This window comes from uncultured Thiocystis sp. (assembly GCF_903866365.1).
Lineage (GTDB): Bacteria > Pseudomonadota > Gammaproteobacteria > Chromatiales > Chromatiaceae > Chromatium.
In genome coordinates this window covers 1-16,591 of the sequence record NZ_CAIPNF010000325.1, presented here as the reverse complement: position 1 = coordinate 16,591, position 16,591 = coordinate 1, and the positions used below count along the sequence as shown (strand labels likewise).

Annotated in this window: 12 protein-coding genes; 2 read left to right on the top strand and 10 right to left on the bottom strand. The window is 64.2% G+C overall.

Translation table 11 applies throughout. The features are described 5' to 3' along the window. Window positions 1-121: 121 nt before the first annotated feature. The 5 genes from QZY07_RS18440 to zwf all read right to left on the bottom strand — a co-directional run bounded on the left by QZY07_RS18440 (window position 122) and on the right by zwf (window position 8,483). Complete coding sequence (locus QZY07_RS18440) at window positions 122-505, bottom strand: hypothetical protein (protein WP_295405856.1); 384 nt, start codon at window positions 503-505, stop codon at window positions 122-124. A 60-nt stretch (window positions 506-565) separates the two neighbouring features. After that, on the bottom strand, window positions 566-4,765 hold the full coding sequence (locus QZY07_RS18435; RefSeq protein WP_295405854.1) for a DEAD/DEAH box helicase: 4,200 nt from the start codon (window positions 4,763-4,765) through the stop codon (window positions 566-568). Window positions 4,766-5,053: 288 nt separating this feature from the next. Beyond that, the gene (gene pgi, locus QZY07_RS18430) at window positions 5,054-6,700 is read right to left on the bottom strand and encodes a glucose-6-phosphate isomerase (RefSeq protein WP_295405852.1); all 1,647 of its coding nucleotides are present in this window, start codon (window positions 6,698-6,700) and stop codon (window positions 5,054-5,056) included. Between the two features lie 31 nt (window positions 6,701-6,731). Then, window positions 6,732-6,941: a hypothetical protein gene (locus QZY07_RS18425; RefSeq protein ID WP_295405849.1), complete on the bottom strand. Its 210-nt coding sequence runs from the start codon at window positions 6,939-6,941 to the stop codon at window positions 6,732-6,734. A 66-nt stretch (window positions 6,942-7,007) separates the two neighbouring features. Further along, window positions 7,008-8,483: a glucose-6-phosphate dehydrogenase gene (gene zwf, locus QZY07_RS18420; RefSeq protein WP_295405847.1), complete on the bottom strand. Its 1,476-nt coding sequence runs from the start codon at window positions 8,481-8,483 to the stop codon at window positions 7,008-7,010. Between the two features lie 112 nt (window positions 8,484-8,595). Between zwf and glgA the strand changes: the two genes are divergently transcribed. Both glgA and QZY07_RS18410 read left to right on the top strand, forming a co-directional pair. Further along, window positions 8,596-10,131, top strand: coding sequence for a glycogen synthase GlgA (glgA, locus tag QZY07_RS18415; RefSeq protein ID WP_295405845.1), 1,536 nt, complete (start codon window positions 8,596-8,598; stop codon window positions 10,129-10,131). Window positions 10,132-10,198: 67 nt separating this feature from the next. After that, a complete protein-coding gene (locus tag QZY07_RS18410; RefSeq protein ID WP_295405843.1) occupies window positions 10,199-10,555 on the top strand; it encodes a DsrE family protein in 357 nt (118 codons plus the stop codon). A 65-nt stretch (window positions 10,556-10,620) separates the two neighbouring features. Here the strand turns inward: QZY07_RS18410 and panD are convergent, their stop codons facing one another. From panD to QZY07_RS18385, 5 genes are all read right to left on the bottom strand, one after another. Further along, window positions 10,621-11,001 carry an aspartate 1-decarboxylase gene (gene panD, locus QZY07_RS18405; RefSeq protein WP_295405841.1) on the bottom strand — a complete coding sequence of 127 codons (381 nt, stop codon included), beginning with the start codon at window positions 10,999-11,001 and terminating at the stop codon, window positions 10,621-10,623. Window positions 11,002-11,110: 109 nt separating this feature from the next. After that, a complete protein-coding gene (gene panC / locus QZY07_RS18400) occupies window positions 11,111-11,968 on the bottom strand; it encodes a pantoate--beta-alanine ligase (RefSeq protein ID WP_295405858.1) in 858 nt (285 codons plus the stop codon). Window positions 11,969-11,984: 16 nt separating this feature from the next. Next, window positions 11,985-12,788, bottom strand: a complete 804-nt coding sequence (gene panB / locus QZY07_RS18395) for a 3-methyl-2-oxobutanoate hydroxymethyltransferase (protein WP_295405839.1) — start codon at window positions 12,786-12,788, stop codon at window positions 11,985-11,987. 627 nt (window positions 12,789-13,415) lie between these two features. Further along, window positions 13,416-15,578, bottom strand: a complete 2,163-nt coding sequence (locus QZY07_RS18390; RefSeq protein WP_295405837.1) for a YgiQ family radical SAM protein — start codon at window positions 15,576-15,578, stop codon at window positions 13,416-13,418. 435 nt (window positions 15,579-16,013) lie between these two features. Next, window positions 16,014-16,591 (bottom strand): transposase (locus tag QZY07_RS18385; RefSeq protein ID WP_295405836.1); only part of this gene is annotated, 578 nt, incomplete at its 5' end.

Sequence of the window (16,591 nt, the reverse complement as noted above, 5' to 3'; positions counted from 1 at the left end):
GTCCAGCCGGGCACCGTGCCAGTTCAGGTGGACGCCGAGCAGGTTGCGCAACAGCTTGACGGATTGGATCTCGGACATCGAATCTCCGGGCGATCGTGGCTCTAAGCGAGATCCATATATATCAAATGCTTAATGAGATATTACTGTACTGAGGGCCGATACAAAAGATCTGTGTCGCGATTTCCGCTAACGATCTTGATGCCGCGCGCAAATCTGGCTGGGAAGCATGGTCGATGCTGGATGCGCTAGAGCAGATTTGATAACGATATCGCATCCAGCCAGGCAGCGATTCCACCCACTCCGGCTTGCGCGGATGACGCGGAGTCGCCCGGTCGGGGCGATGCGGATCACGCGCATCAAGCGACTCGACGGCTTCGGCGATGACGTTGGCGCGGACGCGCCGAGCAGGCACCGAGGGCAAGATTTTATGAGCCGCATCCAGTCTTAATGAGGGCTTCGCGGCGCGGAGCGCCGGCGGATGCATGACACCGCAGAGCAGTGTCACGAGAGATTCGAGATCTCATGTGACACGAGAAATCGTGCCGAGCGCAAGCGCACACCCGCATCAACCCTGCTCTCGAATCAAGGCCAGCATGTCCTCGTAGCTCAAGCGCCCGCCGTCGCCGGCACCTTCCAGCAGTCCGTCGGCCAGGTCGCGCTTGCTGGCGTGCAGGGCGATGATCTTTTCCTCGATGGTGCCTTTGGTGATGAGCCGGTAGATGGTGACCGGGCGCTCCTGACCGATGCGGTGAGCGCGGTCGGAGGCCTGATCCTCGACCGCCGGGTTCCACCAGGGGTCCATGTGGATGACATAGTCGGCGGCGGTGAGATTGAGCCCGGAACCGCCGGCGCGCAGGCTGATCAGGAACACATCGCCCTCCCCCGCCTGAAAAGCGGCGACGGCGGTCTTGCGCTTGGCCTCCGGGGTGGAGCCGTCGAGATATTGATAACGCACGCCCCGCGCGTCCAGATGATCGCGGATCAGGTGCAGATGGTCGACGAATTGGCTGAACACTAGCGCCTTGTGACGGTTTTCAAGCAGTTCGTCGAGAATCTCGCCGAAGGCATCGAGCTTGGCGCTCGGGATGTCGCTGTCGGGCAGCGCCAGCTTGGGATGGCAGCAGGCACGGCGCAGTCGCATGATCTCGGCCAGCAGTTGCATGCGCTTCTGGCCGGGGTTGGCGTCTCCGAGTTCCAGCCGTTCGATGGCCTGGCGGCGCAGCGCTTCGTAGAGCGCCGCCTCCGCCGCGCTGAACTCCAGCTCCAGGGTGATCTCGGTACGCGGCGGCAGTTCGCTCAGGACATCGGTCTTGAGCCGGCGCAGGATGAAGGGCTTGAGCAGTTGGCGCAGACGCTGGCGCGCGCCGTTGTCCTGATGTACCTCGATGGGCACGGCGAAGCGCTGGTTGAAGGAGTCCAGCGAGCCGAGTAGTCCGGGGTTGATGAACCGAAAGAGGTTCCACAGTTCGCCCAGATGGTTTTCGATGGGGGTGCCGGTGGTGATCATCCGAAAGCCGGCGTTGAGCTTCATGATCGCCTGCGAGCGTTTGGTCTGAGCGTTCTTGAACGCCTGCGCCTCGTCGGCGACGATGGTCGACCAGTTCACGCCGGCGAGCCGCTCGCCCTCGGTTTGCAGCAATCCGTAGGTCGAGACGATCAGATCGAAGGGGCCGGCGGCAGCGAGCATCTGCTCCCGATCGCCTTCGCCGAAGCGTTTGGGTTGCAACGTCGGCGCAAAGCGACGGGCCTCGCTGACCCAGTTGGAGCAAACCGACATTGGGGCCAGCACCAGGGTTGGACCTTCCGGCGCGCGCGCGAGGATCATCGCCAGGGCCTGCACGGTCTTGCCCAATCCCATGTCGTCGGCCAGACAGGCGCCGGCGCCCCAGTGGGCGAGGCGCGCGAGCCAGCGGTAGCCCTCGACCTGATAATCGCGCAACTCGGCTTGCAGGGTGGACGGGATGGCGGGTTCCAGTTCGCGCACCTCGGCCAGCCGTGCCAACAGACCCTTCCAGTGTTTGCTGGACTTGACCGCCATGCCTTCCAGACTCTCCTCGATGGCGGCGGCGGCCAGGGGATGAAAATGCCCGCGGTCGGTCAGACCCCGCAGATTGTCCAGACGCCGGCGCAGCGACTCGCTGAGCACCAGATATTCGCGTTCGTCCAGACGCACGAAACGACCTTTGGAATCCGCGACCAGTTCCAGGAGCTTGCGCATCCCGAGCAGGCTGCCGTCGTCCAGGGTGAGTCCGCCCTCCAGCCCCAGCCAATCGCGCTCCTTGGCGATGCTCACGCTCATCCGCGCGAGCGTGGCTTCCTTGGAAAGACCGATCCGCTTGCCCTCGGGCCATTGCAGCACAACCGTGTCGCCCAACGTGTGCAACTGTTCCAGCGCGGTCAGCGCCTCTTCCGGATCGTCCAGGCACCAGGACCAGTCACCCCCTTCGACTCCGCTCTGGGCGCCGCTCTCCGGGCCGAGCGACGTCGAAGCAAGTGAACGCTCATTGGCGAGCGCCGGGCAGGCGTCGAGCACGGTCCGAGCGTTTCGGCGCTCGCCGAGAAGATCGCGCGTGGTCTGCACCGCGCGTCCGTCCAACTCGCCGAACAGGGTCGACAGACCCTGCCCCGGAAGCAGCCGCGGCCCCTTTTCGCCCAGGGGCTGCATCAGGAGTTCCAGATTCAGACCGGCCTCGGCCGGATTCAGATGCAGATAGGGGCGCGGATCGGCGGGGACGGTCTCGGCGATCTGTTCGGTGCCGCCGATCGCCGAATGCACGGTCAGCAGCGGGGCGATGGCGGCGATGCCTTCGAGCAGCCGCTCCTTGCCGCCGGGCGGCACCTTGAGTCCCTCGGTTCCGAGGATGGCCGCGATCCGCCGATGCGTGGCGTCGAACTGGATGAGCCGGATGCGCGCGGCGGATTCGCTGACCAGCAGTAGATTCGAGCCTTCCGGCGGCACCGGATTGATGCGGACCAGGATGGCGTCCTTGCCCTGGATGACTTCGAGCGCCGGACCGCCACGCACCAGTTCGAGCGGGGCATCCAGGGTGCCGGCGCGAAACACCAGCGGATGCCCGACGGCGGCCAGCAGGGCGCTATCCGAATCCAGGCTGTAATGGGTGCGGCCATAACCGCCGTACCAGCCGGTTTCGGTCTCGCGCTGGATGCAGCCGCAGATGCGCCGGTCCTGCGGGGTCAGATAGTCGTAATCCTCGGGCGTTTCGGCCAGCTTCTGCAGCGCGACCGGGCGACCCTGCGACCAGCCGCCGGTCTTCTTCCGCTTCTGCTCGCGCGGCTCCAGGGTACCCTGACCGCCATAGAGCGCGAGCAGCCAGCACATCCGGCGGTCCGGTCCGGCCTCGCCGCCCGGCGCGGTTTTGCCCTCGCCGCCCGTGGTGCCGATCCCCTTCAGTGCCTCCAGGGCGATCTCCCAGGCCGATTTCGGGGTGAGCAGTCCGGGGAGCCTGACCAGCCCTTCCGGCGCGGGAGGCAGTGCGGCGAGTTGGAGCGGCCGACCGTGCAATCGCAGTAATTCGACGCCTTCCCAGGCATACCAATGAATGCCCGCCGCGACGGCGTCCTCGCAGTGGGTCGCGAGCGCCTTGAGCAACTCCAGACCGGGACGCTCGCCCAGCCAATGGCGCATGAGCCCGAGAAACAGGAGATCGAAAGGGCGTTTGACTACCGCGCCCTGGCGCAGCCAGCTTGCCTCCTGCGGGCGCTGGCGGCCGGCCAGGATGCCAGCCAACTGGCTGAGCATCTGGAAGACCGGCGCGCTCGGATCGGCCACCGGCAACCGCAGCACCAGGCTGGCCTGTGCCTGGACCCGTTCCAGATCCGCCGGCGTACCCCGGCGCAACAGCGCGAGCAGATGCAGGATGCCGGGCAGCCCCGGCACGGCGAGATTGCGCTTACGGGTCTGACGCCGCAGGGTCGCGAGGTGCAGATCGAAGACTTCCAGCGACTCCTCGTGGCGCCCGCGCGCCAGATGCAGCCAGCCGATCAGGGGCAGGGTTTCGGGCGTGATCCGGTTGCCCAGAATGGCCGCGGCCTGATCGAAATTGCCCCGGAACAGGTATTGCTCCGCGAGCGCGCAGGCCGCCTCGGGATGCTCGGTCGCCAACGGGGTCAGACCGCTCTCCATGAACGCCTGGATCTCGGGTCGTGGGATCAGCGCCAGGCTTGTCTCGGTCATCCACGGCGCGAGCGCCAGGATGCGAAGTTTTGGGCTGAGCGTCGCGAACCAGTCGGGATCGGGCGACGCGGTACAGATGCGCGTCAGCGACTCGACCTCCCGGTAGCTCACGGGCAGTTCCGGGCCACGCTTGTCCAATTCGAGCAGGGTCAGGACATCCGCTTCCCGACCGGCGTAAAGCGCGTTGCGCAGTCGCCGCGTTTGCCGGCGCTCGCTCACCGGCTCCCACTGATAGCGCGACTTGGCGCTCATGACCGTCTCGGCGGCGGCAACGATGCGCTCGAAGGTGCCTTCGCGGACCGTTTCGCGGGTGAGGATCTCGGCCAGGTCGGGGGCGCAGAAAAAATTCTTCCCCTGTTTGACCAGGATCCGCTGAACGAACAAACGAGCGATACGCGAAGTCGAGAAGAGCGTCGCGAGTGGCTTGTCCGTCGAATCGCGCCAGCCAAGCTGGTTCAGGATAGCCTGCAAGGTGGTCTGGTTGACCGCTTCATGGACAACGGAAACGACCTGGAGAATGCGGCGCTCGTCGGAGGGGAGCGCCTGCGCGGCTTCGATCACAGTGGCCATGTCAACCTTAAACGGTTAGTGGTTTTCATTGGGGGCAGCAATTTAGTTGGCAGTTGGCAGTTGGCGGTCAAGATGGTGACTGATCGCCGGGGTAATTGCCGGGAAAGACTGACCAATTTCCGTTCGCCCTGAGTCTTGATCTTGTCGAAGATACAAGGAAATCCCTCCGGCCACTCGACAGACCTGTCCAGAGAACAGCCAACTCGCTGACAACTGACAACTGACAACTGACAACTGACAACTGACAACTGACAACTGACAACTGACAACTGACAACTGACAACTGATTCAAACCCGCCGCTGACGGATGAAATGCTCCAGCAGCGCGCGGGTGGATGGATCGTGATCCGCCGTCACCTTGCCGGCCTGAATCTCGTCGAGAATAACGCTGGCTAACTGTTTGCCGAGTTCCACGCCCCATTGGTCGAACGAATTGACGCCCCAGATCACGCCCTGGGTGAAGATCCGGTGTTCGTACATCGCGATCAGCGCGCCCAGGGTACGCGGGGTCAGACGCTCCATCAGAATGCTGTTGGTCGGGCGATTGCCGGGGAAGGTGCGATGATGCGCCAGAAAGCGCGCCTGCTCCTCGGGCAGACCGGCGGCCCGCTGCTCCGCCAGTGCCTCCTCGAAGGTGCGACCGCGCATCAGCGCCTCGGTCTGGGCGAAGAAGTTGGCCATGAACTTGGGGTGATGATCGCCGAGTTCGTTGTGGCTGCGAATGGCCCCAATGAAATCCGCCGGGATCATCTGAGTGCCCTGGTGGATGAGCTGATAGAAGGCGTGCTGACCGTCGGTGCCCGCCTCGCCCCAGACCACCGGGCCGGTCGTGTAGTCAACCGTCACGCCCTCGCGGGTGACGCCCTTGCCGTTGCTCTCCATGTCGCCCTGTTGCAAATAGGCCGGCAGAAAACGCAGCGATTGATCGTAGGGCAGCACCGCATGGGTGCGGGCGCCGGCAAAATTGGCGTACCAGACCCCGATCAGGCCCAGCAGCGCGGGCATGTTCTCGGCCAGATCCGCCGTGCGGAAATGCTCGTCCATCGCATGCGCGCCTTCGAGCAACTCGACGAAGCGATCGAAACCGACCGCCAGCGCGATCGGCAGGCCGATCGCCGACCACAGCGAATAGCGTCCGCCGACCCAGTCCCAGAAGCCGAACATGTTGGCGGTATCGATCCCGAAGGCGGCGACCTTCTCGGCATTCGTCGACACGGCCACGAAATGATTGGCCACCGCCGCCGAATCCCCGAGCGCCGCGAGCAGCCAGTCGCGCGCGCTGGTGGCGTTGGTCATGGTCTCCTGGGTGGTAAAGGTCTTGGAGGCGACGATGAAGAGCGTGGTTTCGGGATCCAGTCGCTGCACGGTCTCGACCAGATGAGTGCCGTCGATATTGGAGACGAAATGCACCCGTAAATCGTCGCGCTGATAGGGGGCGAGCGCGGCGCAGACCATCTTGGGCCCCAGATTGGAGCCGCCGATGCCGATGTTGACCACGTCGGTGATCCGCCGCCCCGTGTGACCGCGCCAATCGCCGGAACGAACCCGGTCGACGAACTGATCGATGCGCCCAAGCACGCCATTGATCAGCGGCATCACGTCCTCGCCATTGACCCGGATCGGGCGATTGGAGCGGTTGCGCAGCGCGACATGCAGCACTGCCCGCCCCTCGGTGTTATTGATCGGCTCGCCGTCGAACATGCGCCGGGTCCAGCCCTTCAGATCCACCGCCTCGGCCAACTCCAGCAACAGGGACAGCGTCTCCTGGGTGACGAGATTCTTCGAGTAATCGAGCTGGAGTCCGGCCGCCGACAGGCTCATGGACGCGGCGCGCTTGGGCTCGGCGGCAAACAGATCCTGGATCCGCGCGGCGTGCAGCGCGTCCCAATGTTGTTGAAGGGCCTGCCACCGAGGGGTCTGGTTCACGAGCGACATGATGATAAATTTCCTCGCGCAAAATAAGGGGTCAAGCGTTCATCCCCCATAAGGACTGGGTCGCAATCTCCCGAACCCGGAACATGGGTTTACCCAATCTCTCTCCGGAAATGAAGACATCGGCTTGCGCGGCAATCGCCACGGCGAGATGAATCGCGTCCATTGCGGCAAGCCCATCATCCTGGGCGAGGAGTTTAGCCGAATCGACAAAGCGAGATTGACCAAAGATGGTGCCCGGCAATGATACCGCTCCGCGCCGGAGCGCTTCCGGTCAAGAGTGGCTCAACGCAAGCTGACCGCTGAAAGCTCACCCGTCAAGCCCATTGCGCCACTCCTGATCGTCGCGATCGAACAGCCGATTGGCCTCGGATGGCCCCCAGGAGCCGGCCGGATAGGTCGGAATGAAATCGCGCTCGGTGGCCCAGAGTTTGAGCACCGGGTCCACCACCCGCCACGCCCAGTCCACCTCGTCATAGCGCAGAAAATGGGTGTGATCGCCCGCGATCACGTCCAGGATCAGCGCCTCGTAGGCGTCGATATGCTCGGGCGGCAGGGTGCAACTGCTGGCGTCCAGACGCTCGGTCTGCGCACGCATTTCGAGCCCCGGCTGTTTCACCTGGATCTCCAGGCGCATGCATTCGTTGGGCTGGAGATTGAGCAGGATCCAGTTGGGCTTGAGCCGTTCGATGGCAGTGGACTGAAACAATTGCTGCGGCGGATGCTTGAAGCGGATGGCGATCAGCGAATTGGTGCGCCCGAGCCGCTTGCCGGTGCGCAGATAAAAGGGCACGTTGCGCCAGCGCCAGTTGTCGATATAAAGCTTGAGCGCGGCATAGGTCTCGGTGGTGCTGTTGTGCCCGACACCGGGTTCGTCGCGATAGCCGGCCAGCGTGCTCCCGCCGACCTGCCCCGGCGCATATTGAGCGCGAAACGCCTGCGCGTGGACCGCCTCGCGGGGAATCGGACGGATCGAGCGCAGCACCTTGACCTTCTCGTCACGCAGCGCCTCGGCGTCCAGATTTGGCGGCGGTTCCATCGCGACCAGGGTCAGCATTTGCAGCAGATGACTCTGGATCATGTCGCGCAGGGCGCCGACCCCGTCATAAAAGCCGGCGCGCTCCTCGATCCCGTGCGACTCGGCGTGCGAGATCTGCACATGATCGATGTAATTGCGATTCCAGAGCGGCTCCAGCAGCAGATTCGCGAAGCGGAAAACGAGGATATTCTGCACCGTGCTTTTGCCAAGATAGTGATCGATGCGATAGATCCGATCCTCGGTAAAAGAGCGGCGCAACCCGAGATCAAGGATGCTGGCGCTCTCCAGATCGAAGCCGAACGGCTTCTCCACCACCAGCCGGGACCAGCCCCGTTCCTGAGTGTGCAGACCATTGGCGGCGAGTTGTTCGACAATGCTCGCGTAATGGCGGGGCGCCACCGCCAGGTAGGACATCAGGTTTCCGGAGAATCCCTCGGTGCCCCGGAGCCGCTCGGCGAGTCGCCGGTAACCGTCGGGCTGCTCCAGATCGCCCTCGACGAAATGCGCGCGCGCCAGCAAACGGGAAATGGCGCTCGCGTCCTGCTTTTTTGCGCCGTGTTCGGAGAGTACTGTTCGGATATGCCCGCGCCAGTCGTCGTCGGACCAGTTGCGCCGGCCAAAACCGAGGATCCGGCTGGCGGGGTGCAGGCGTTCCGCCGCCTCGATGTGATAGAGGGCCGGCAGCAGTTTGTGACTCGCCAGATTGCCGGTGGCGCCGAAGATGAGAATGGTGCAGGGATCCAGCATGGGCCTGTTGCCTCGATCTATGGAAAATGTGCTAACGTGAAGTCTGTCATAAAGTTGCCAAGCCGTGCGCGGGCGCATCACGAGCACACCCGCCAGGATTCAGAGACCTCCCATGGAGCAGCCAGTTAAATCCCCTTCCTCCCCCGCCGCCAATCAGGACGGTCCGCGCGTCCTGATGGCCAGCAGCGAGGCGCATCCGCTGATCAAGACCGGCGGGCTCGCCGATGTCGCGGCCAGCCTGCCGGCGGCCTTGCGGCAGCTCGGACATGACGCGCGGCTCATCATGCCCGCCTACCCGCGCGCCGTCAGACAGTTGCGCGACCCGAAACCGCGGTGCGAACTCGCGGTTCCGGGATACCCTGCCGGGATCCGTCTGCTGGAGGGCTTGCACCCGGACCAGGACCTGCCGGTCTATCTGGTCGATGCGCCAGACTATTTCTGCCGGGAAGGCAACCCCTATACCGATCTCAGCGGCCACGACTGGGGCGACAATGCCGAACGCTTCCTGCTGTTCTGCCGTGTCGTCGCGCTGATCGCCCAGGGTCTGCCGGCGCTCGGCTGGCGGCCCGACGTGCTGCACGGCAATGACTGGCAGACCGGCCTGGCCCCGGCCCTCCTGAAGGATCTGCCCGAGCGCCCGGCCACGGTCTTCACTATCCACAATCTGGCCTACCAGGGGCTGTTCGATCGCGCCACCTACGAGCGCATCGGGCTGCCCGCCGCGCTCTGGAGCCTCTCGGGGCTGGAGTTCCATCAACGCCTGTCCTTCATCAAGGGCGGCATCGTCTTCTCCGACCGGGTCAATACCGTCAGCCCGACCTATGCGGCGGAAGTCCGTACCGCGCGCTTCGGCTGCGGGCTCGACGGGCTTTTGCGCCAGATCGGCAACCGCTTCAGCGGCATCCTCAACGGGATCGACTATCAGGTCTGGGATCCGGCGACGGACCCGCTGATCATGCAAAACTATGATCGGGACAGCTTCGGTTTGAAGGCGGAGAACAAACTCGATCTCCAGCGCGAGTTCGGTCTGCCGCGCAACGAGGACGCCTTTGTTCTCGGCTATATCGGACGACTGGTCGAACAGAAGGGCGTGGATCTGATCCTGGCGATCCTACCGGAACTGCTGCGCGACCCCCGCGTTCAGTTCATGGTGGTGGCGGCTGGCGAGCGTCGGACCGAGCAGGCGCTGCTGGACATCGCCGCCCGGCACCCGCGTCAGGTCGGCGTGTTCATCGGCTATGATGAGACGCGCGCGCATCGCATCGAGGCCGGTTGCGATGTCTTTCTGATGCCCTCGCGTTTCGAGCCCTGCGGACTCAACCAGATCTACAGTCTGCGCTACGGCACCCCGCCCATCGTCCACCGCACGGGCGGACTCGCGGACACCGTCGTGCACAGCACGCCCGAGACGCTCGCAAACGGGACCGCCACCGGTTTTCTGTTCGACGAACCGCAATCGCAGGCGCTGCTGAACGCGATTCATCAATCCTTGCGGCTCTATCGGGACGACCCCAATGGCTGGCGCCGGCTGGCGACCACGGGGATGTCGCAGGATCTGAGCTGGGAGGCCAGCGCGCGGCAATATCTCCAGCTCTATGCCGATGCCATCGCAGAGCGTCAGACCCGGCTCGGCGCGGCGCTGGGTTGATGCGCCGCGCCGTCGAGACTCGCTAGAATGGGAACTCCCTCATAAGCGATCCCATGAGACAATGCCCATGAAAATTCTGATCGTGTTTAACCGCGAGCCCTACGACAACACCGATGTCACCTGGAACGGACTCCGTCTCGCCAACACCCTGGCCGAAAACGGACAGGAGGTTCGTCTGTTTCTTATGAACGATTCGGTCGATCTGGCGCGCGATGTCTGCCGTCCGCCCGAAGGTTACGATCAGGATCTCTCGCAGATGCTCAAGGCGCTGATCGCACGTGGCGTCACGGTCAAGGTTTGCGGAACCTGCATGGCGCGCTGCGGCATTTACAAAAACCATCCCTATTTTGAGGGCGCCGAGCAATCGACCATGCAAGCGTTGGCGCAGTGGGTCGTGGACAGCGACAGGATTCTAACGTTCTGACGTCTTGAGTGTTGCGGGCAGGCACAACACCTGCCGCCCCGCATGCCTGGTTTATCCCAAGCGATTCAGGCCGCCTGGGCGGGAATGGCGTCGCCGGTGCGAATCACCCGATTGTGTTCGTTGAGATAGACCAGATCCGGTTTGAAGACCTCGGCCTCCGCCTCGCTCATGCTGGCATAGGCACAGATGATGACCCGATCGCCGGGCGAAGCCTTATAGGCGGCGGCACCATTGACCGAGATGACCCGCGAGCCGGCCTCGGCGCGGATCGCATAGGTCGTGAAGCGTTCGCCATTGGTGACGTTATAGATCTGAATCTGCTCGTATTCGCGGATGCCCGACAGCCTGAGCAGATCCTCGTCGATGGCGCAGGAACCCTCGTAGTCCACTTCGGCATGCGTCACGCAGGCGCGATGCAACTTGCACTTCAGCAAGGTCAAATACATGTATTCATTCCTCTCAAAGGCCGCTCGGGCCAGGTCTTCATGATTCGATGAAGACGCTTTCATTAGCAGATAGCCAGTAGTTTACCGCAGCATTTGCTGCAATGCAGCATCACGCTGCGGCGATCCGCGTCACGCTCAGGTTATCGATCAACCGTGCCCGACCGAGAAAGGCCGCGCCCAGAATCACGACATTCACATCGTCCTCGGTCACTGGACCGAGATCGTCCGTCCGGCGGACCGCCACATAATCGGGCGTCAGACCCGACTCCCGCAGCGCCGCCATCGCCGCGCGCACGACCTCCGCGACGGCGACACCCTGACGCAGCGACTGTGCCGCCTGCATCAGCGACCGATACAGCGCGGGGGCGCGCGCGCGCTCGTCCGCGGACAGATAGCCATTGCGCGAACTCATCGCCAATCCGTCCGGCTCGCGCACCGTCGACACGCCGACGATCTCGACCGGCAGATTCAGATCCTCGACCATGCGCCGGATCACCAGCAGTTGCTGGAAATCCTTCTCGCCGAACAGCGCGACATCCGGCTGCACCATGTTGAACAGTTTACAGACGACCGTCGCGACCCCGACGAAATGTCCAGGTCGGGTAGCCCCGCAGAGGATCTCCGAGAGTCCGGGCACCTCGACCCGCGTTTGACCGGACTGACCGCGCGGATAGACAACGCTCGCCGCGGGCGCGAACAGCAGATCGCAGCCGGTCTCTTCAAGCTGGCGCCGATCCTGTTCCAGGGTGCGCGGATAGGCGTCCAGATCCTCGCCGGCCCCGAACTGAAGCGGATTGACGAAGAGACTGGCGACCGCCCGCTCGGCCCGTCCCCGCGCCTCACGCACCAGCGTCAGATGCCCTTGATGCAGGTTGCCCATGGTCGGGACCAAGGCCACCCGTTCGCCGGCGGCGCGCCAGCCGGCAACCCTGGCGCGCAGATCCGCAAGTCGCTCGATGCGATCCATTTTCGTCTCCCAGTCTTCAATACGGCGTTTCGGCAGCCGCCGGGAAACTGCCATCGCGGACCGACTCCACATAGGCGGCGATCGCCTCGGCGATCGCGCCGCGCCCGTGCATGAAATCGCGGCTGAAACTCGGCGGACGGCCGGGATGCAGACCGAGCATGTCATACAGCACCAGCACCTGACCGTCGCACCCCGCGCCGGCGCCGATGCCGATCACCGGGATCGTCAGAGTCACGCCGATCTCGGCGGCCAGCGCCGCCGGGACGCACTCCAACACCAGCAGACTGGCACCCGCGTCCTGCATCGCCAGGGCGTCGTGTCGGATCGCCTCGGAGGAGGCATGATCGCGGCCCTGGAAGCGGTAGCCGCCGATCCGATGCACCGACTGCGGCAGCAGCCCGAGATGGGCGCACACCGGCACGCCCTGTTCCGTGAGCCGGCGCACGGTCTCCAGCATCGGCGCGCCGCCTTCAAGCTTGACGACCTGCGCCCCGCCCTCCTGCATCAGCCGCGCCGCATTGTCGAGCGCGCGCTCCGGCGTGGCGCAGGACAGAAACGGCAGATCGACCACCACCAGCGCCCGCGCGCATCCGCGCGAGACGCAGGCGGTATGGTAGGCCATCTGCTCGACCGTCACCGGCACCGTGGTGGCATGACCCTGCAGGACCATCCCGAGCGAATCGCCCACCAGCAGCAGATCCACGCCCGCCGCGTCGAGCAGGCGCGCGAAGCTGGCGTCATAACAGGTCAGCGCAACGATCCGCTCGCCCCGCGACTTCATGGCGGCAAGAGCGGTCACGGAGATTGACGTAGCGGACATGGGCGACTCCGAAGGTAGCATGCATGATGGAAAGAATAGTGACGGCGGCGCGGCGGCGCCAGTCTTTCGGCATTGTTCACCCGTCGAATTCGCCGGGTTGAACCGTGCCCAGCGCTCCTTAAGACAGTTCTGGATAAGGACGAGGACTGCCCCTCAACCTTGGCGATAGATCCGGCGAATGCTCATGCGATTCCGGCAGTCCCAAAGACGTATTGTACAGATCCAGCGAGTCGTCGGAGACGCGCATGCGCGGATCCTTCGCCTCCTCGATAACAACGATCCGAACATCGGCCTTGTGGTGTTTTGGCGCTGTATTGCTTCTGATTGTCATCCGAGACAACAAAAAACGCCCCCGGTTTCCCGAGGGCATCGCAGGGTGATGGGATGGTCCGCCCCGCTCCTCCAACGAGTCCTGAGCGGGCACCATGAGCGATGAGTTTGAAGCATCGTCAACCGAGGTAGCGGAGCAGACTGATGACAGAGTTTAGCAAAGAGCCTGTTGTCACGATGGGCATCGATCTGGCCAAGCACAGCGTGCATATGTACGGGGTGGATGATTAGAGTCGAGCATCGTTGCCGTGAAGCCGCATTCACTGAATGCTCGCGCTCGACATGAACAGGTTTAAGTCAACCTGAGCTACGTGGTCGCCTTGGACCTGACGGCTTCGCGCTTGCGGTGCGCGCGCGCTCGGCAGATGGCGGCGTTATCCGAGACCGCTGGCGACTCTCGGGTACCCCACCGGTCCCGACAGGCTGAAAGCTTGGCACCAGATGCCGCTTGCCGTTTCCGATCAGATCCGCCCGCCCCATGTCCTTTAATGCTTGCCGCAGCAGTGGCCAGTTCTCGGGGTCGTGATAGCGCAGGAAGGCTTTGTGCAACCGCCGCTGCCGTTGTCCGCGCACCACCGGCACCCGCTCCGAGTTCCGCGTGACCCGTTTCAGCGGATTACGCTCGCTGTGATACATCGCCGAGGCGAGCGCGAGCGGGGTGGGCAGAAAGGCTTGCACCTGATCCAGACGGAAACCGTTGCGCTTGAGCCAGAGCGCCAGGTTCAGCATGTCCTCGTCGGTGGTGCCCGGATGCGCGGAGATGAAATAGGGGATCAGGTACTGCTCCTTGCCCGCCTCGCGAGACGCGCGGTCGAACAGTTCCTTGAAGCGGTCATAGGCGCCGATGCCGGGTTTCATCATCTTACTGAGCGGCCCCGCCTCGGTGTGCTCCGGGGCGATCTTGAGATAGCCGCCGACATGGTGCATGACCAGTTCGCGGATATAGGCCGGCGAGCGCACCGCCAGGTCATAACGCAGACCGGACGCGATGAGGACGCGCTTGATGCCGGGGACGGCGCGTGCCTTGCGGTAAAGCTGGATCAGCGGTTCGTGATCGGTGTTGAGATTGCGGCAGATGTCGGGATAGACACAGGATAGGCGGCGGCAGGCCGACTCGATGCGCCGGTCGCGGCAGGCCAGACGCCACATATTGGCGGTCGGGCCGCCCAGATCCGAGATGGTGCCGGTGAAACCGGGCGCGCGGTCGCGGATGTCGGCGATTTCGCGCAGGATGGAGTCTTCCGAGCGACTCTGGATCATGCGACCCTCGTGCTCGGTGATGGAGCAGAAGGTGCAGCCGCCGAAACAGCCGCGCAGGATGTTCACCGAGTGACGGATCATCTCCCAGGCCGGCAGCCGCGCCGTGCCATAGCTCGAATGCGGGCGGCGGCTGTAGGGCAGTTCGTAGACCCGATCCAGCTCCGCGCCGGTCAGCGGGATGGGTGGCGGATTGAGCCAGACATCGCGCTCGCCATGGGCCTGGACCAGCGCGCGGGCATTGCCGGGATTGGTCTCCAGGTGGAAAACGCGCGAGGCATGAGCGTAGAGCACCGGATCGGCGCGCACCTGTTCGAAGGAGGGCAGCCGGACCGCTGTGGTTGCGCGCGCCGGGCGCGGGGGACGGGCATCCTGCCCGTCGACATCGGTCTCGGCGGGCGAGACGCCCGCCCCCCGGTCGGGGCTTGCGCCTCCCGGACAGGCCGGCGCGACCTGATAGGGATTGGGATGGACGTGCGCGCGGCCAGGCGCAGCGAGCTGGCTGGAATCAATTTCGTTCCAGCCCTCGGGTACCCCTCGGCTCATGAACGCCGTCCCGCGCAGATCACGGATCCGTTCGATGGGTTCGCCGCGCGCCAGCCGGTGGGCCAACTCGACGATTGCCCGCTCCGCGTTGCCGAAGAGCAGCAGATCGGCCTTGGCATCCATCAGCACCGAGCGGCGCACCGTCTCCGACCAGTAGTCGAAATGGGCGATGCGGCGCAGACTGGCCTCGATACCGCCGATGACAATGGGCACCCCTTTGAAGGCTTCGCGGGCGCGCTGGGCGTAGACCGTGACCGAGCGATCCGGCCGCCGACCCGGCGCGGCGTCCGGGGTATAGGCATCGTCGGAGCGCGGACGCCGGTCGGCGGTATAGCGGTTGACCATCGAATCCATGTTCCCGGCGGTGACCCCGAAGAACAGATTCGGCGGCCCCAGCCGCTGAAAATCCGCCGTCGAGGTCCAGTCCGGCTGAGCGACGATGCCGACCCGAAACCCCTGCGACTCCAGCAAACGCCCGATGATCGCCATGCCGAAGGAGGGATGATCGACATAGGCATCGCCGGTGACGATGACCACATCGCAACTATCCCAGCCGAGCAGATCCATTTCGGCGCGCGATACCGGAAGCTCGGACGCGGTTCCGAACTTGTGGGCCCAGTGTTTCCGATAAGAGAACAGGTCGGGTGCGGGGTTCATCGATGCGGGTACCGGACGGGAGAGGGGCAGCCGCTATTGTAGACTCATCGCGATCGCTCAACCTGCGTCACGGGATCATCCAAAATGCGCGATTGCGGACCGCTCTGGCCCGTATTGGCGAGGCAACCGGTTTCTTGACGCACACCGCGGGTCCAATGAGATCGTGGCCGAGGCGAAAGGGGATGATCAGCGGATCTAGCCCGGATGTTTCATAAACCTGTGGGCAGGCTCAGAAACCGATGATCATGGTCGGGTTCAAGGGCGATTCAGCCGGTAGGAGGGGTTACCGACGCGTGCAATGCGGGCGGATTTGACCCTTGACGATCGGAACAGGCCCGCCTAGGCGTCCCGGAGGGGCGGCGTTGCCATCAGACAGGCATGATCGATCCTGCCCGAACGGGCTGGATGGTCAAGGCAGGCGGTTGAGCGAAGGGGTCAGGTCATGCGCGGATCCGGCGGACGGGTCAGGAACACGATCTCGGTGACCCGGTGCCGCCGTGCCTTCGCCGGGCCGTTCGACGGCAGTTGCAGTTTGACGCGATCCTTGTACGGAATCGCGCGCACGGCGATTTTGAACCGCTTCAAGATCACCGTCGCCGGTTGCGCCTGGGCCAGTTCGGTGTGGATGAGTACCTGGGTGCGCAGCGCGTGGTGCAGAACGTCGGCTCCGCCGGCGAAGAACCGGCGCAGGTGGTTGGCCAAAAAGCGATGGTCGGAGGTGCGCTCGCTGGCCAGGTCGTTCTTGAGCACCTTGATGAAATGTTCGTCCTGACCGCGCGCACTGTCGAGGTCGCGATCGAGACACGCGGGCGAGGGCAGATCCAGCGAGGTCACCACGAAGCGGGGATGGTCGTCGAAGGCCATCACCTCGGCCTTGAGGATGACGCGAAACGCCTGGGGCCAGGTCCCGGCGGCGTACTCCAGTTCATGGTCGGAGCGGGTACTGGTCGGTCGAGGCGGGTTGAGGCGGCGGGCATTCTCACCGCGCACGGCATGACGTTGACGGTTGATGT

Coding starts and splice junctions, on each gene's coding strand:
- QZY07_RS18435 (WP_295405854.1), bottom strand. CDS start 4,765: ATGGCCACTGTGATCGAAGCCGCGCAGGCGCTCCCCTCCGACGAGCGC.
- pgi (WP_295405852.1), bottom strand. CDS start 6,700: ATGTCGCTCGTGAACCAGACCCCTCGGTGGCAGGCCCTTCAACAACAT.
- zwf (WP_295405847.1), bottom strand. CDS start 8,483: ATGCTGGATCCCTGCACCATTCTCATCTTCGGCGCCACCGGCAATCTG.
- glgA (WP_295405845.1), top strand. CDS start 8,596: ATGGAGCAGCCAGTTAAATCCCCTTCCTCCCCCGCCGCCAATCAGGAC.
- QZY07_RS18410 (WP_295405843.1), top strand. CDS start 10,199: ATGAAAATTCTGATCGTGTTTAACCGCGAGCCCTACGACAACACCGAT.
- panD (WP_295405841.1), bottom strand. CDS start 11,001: ATGTATTTGACCTTGCTGAAGTGCAAGTTGCATCGCGCCTGCGTGACG.
- panC (WP_295405858.1), bottom strand. CDS start 11,968: ATGGATCGCATCGAGCGACTTGCGGATCTGCGCGCCAGGGTTGCCGGC.
- panB (WP_295405839.1), bottom strand. CDS start 12,788: ATGTCCGCTACGTCAATCTCCGTGACCGCTCTTGCCGCCATGAAGTCG.
- QZY07_RS18390 (WP_295405837.1), bottom strand. CDS start 15,578: ATGAACCCCGCACCCGACCTGTTCTCTTATCGGAAACACTGGGCCCAC.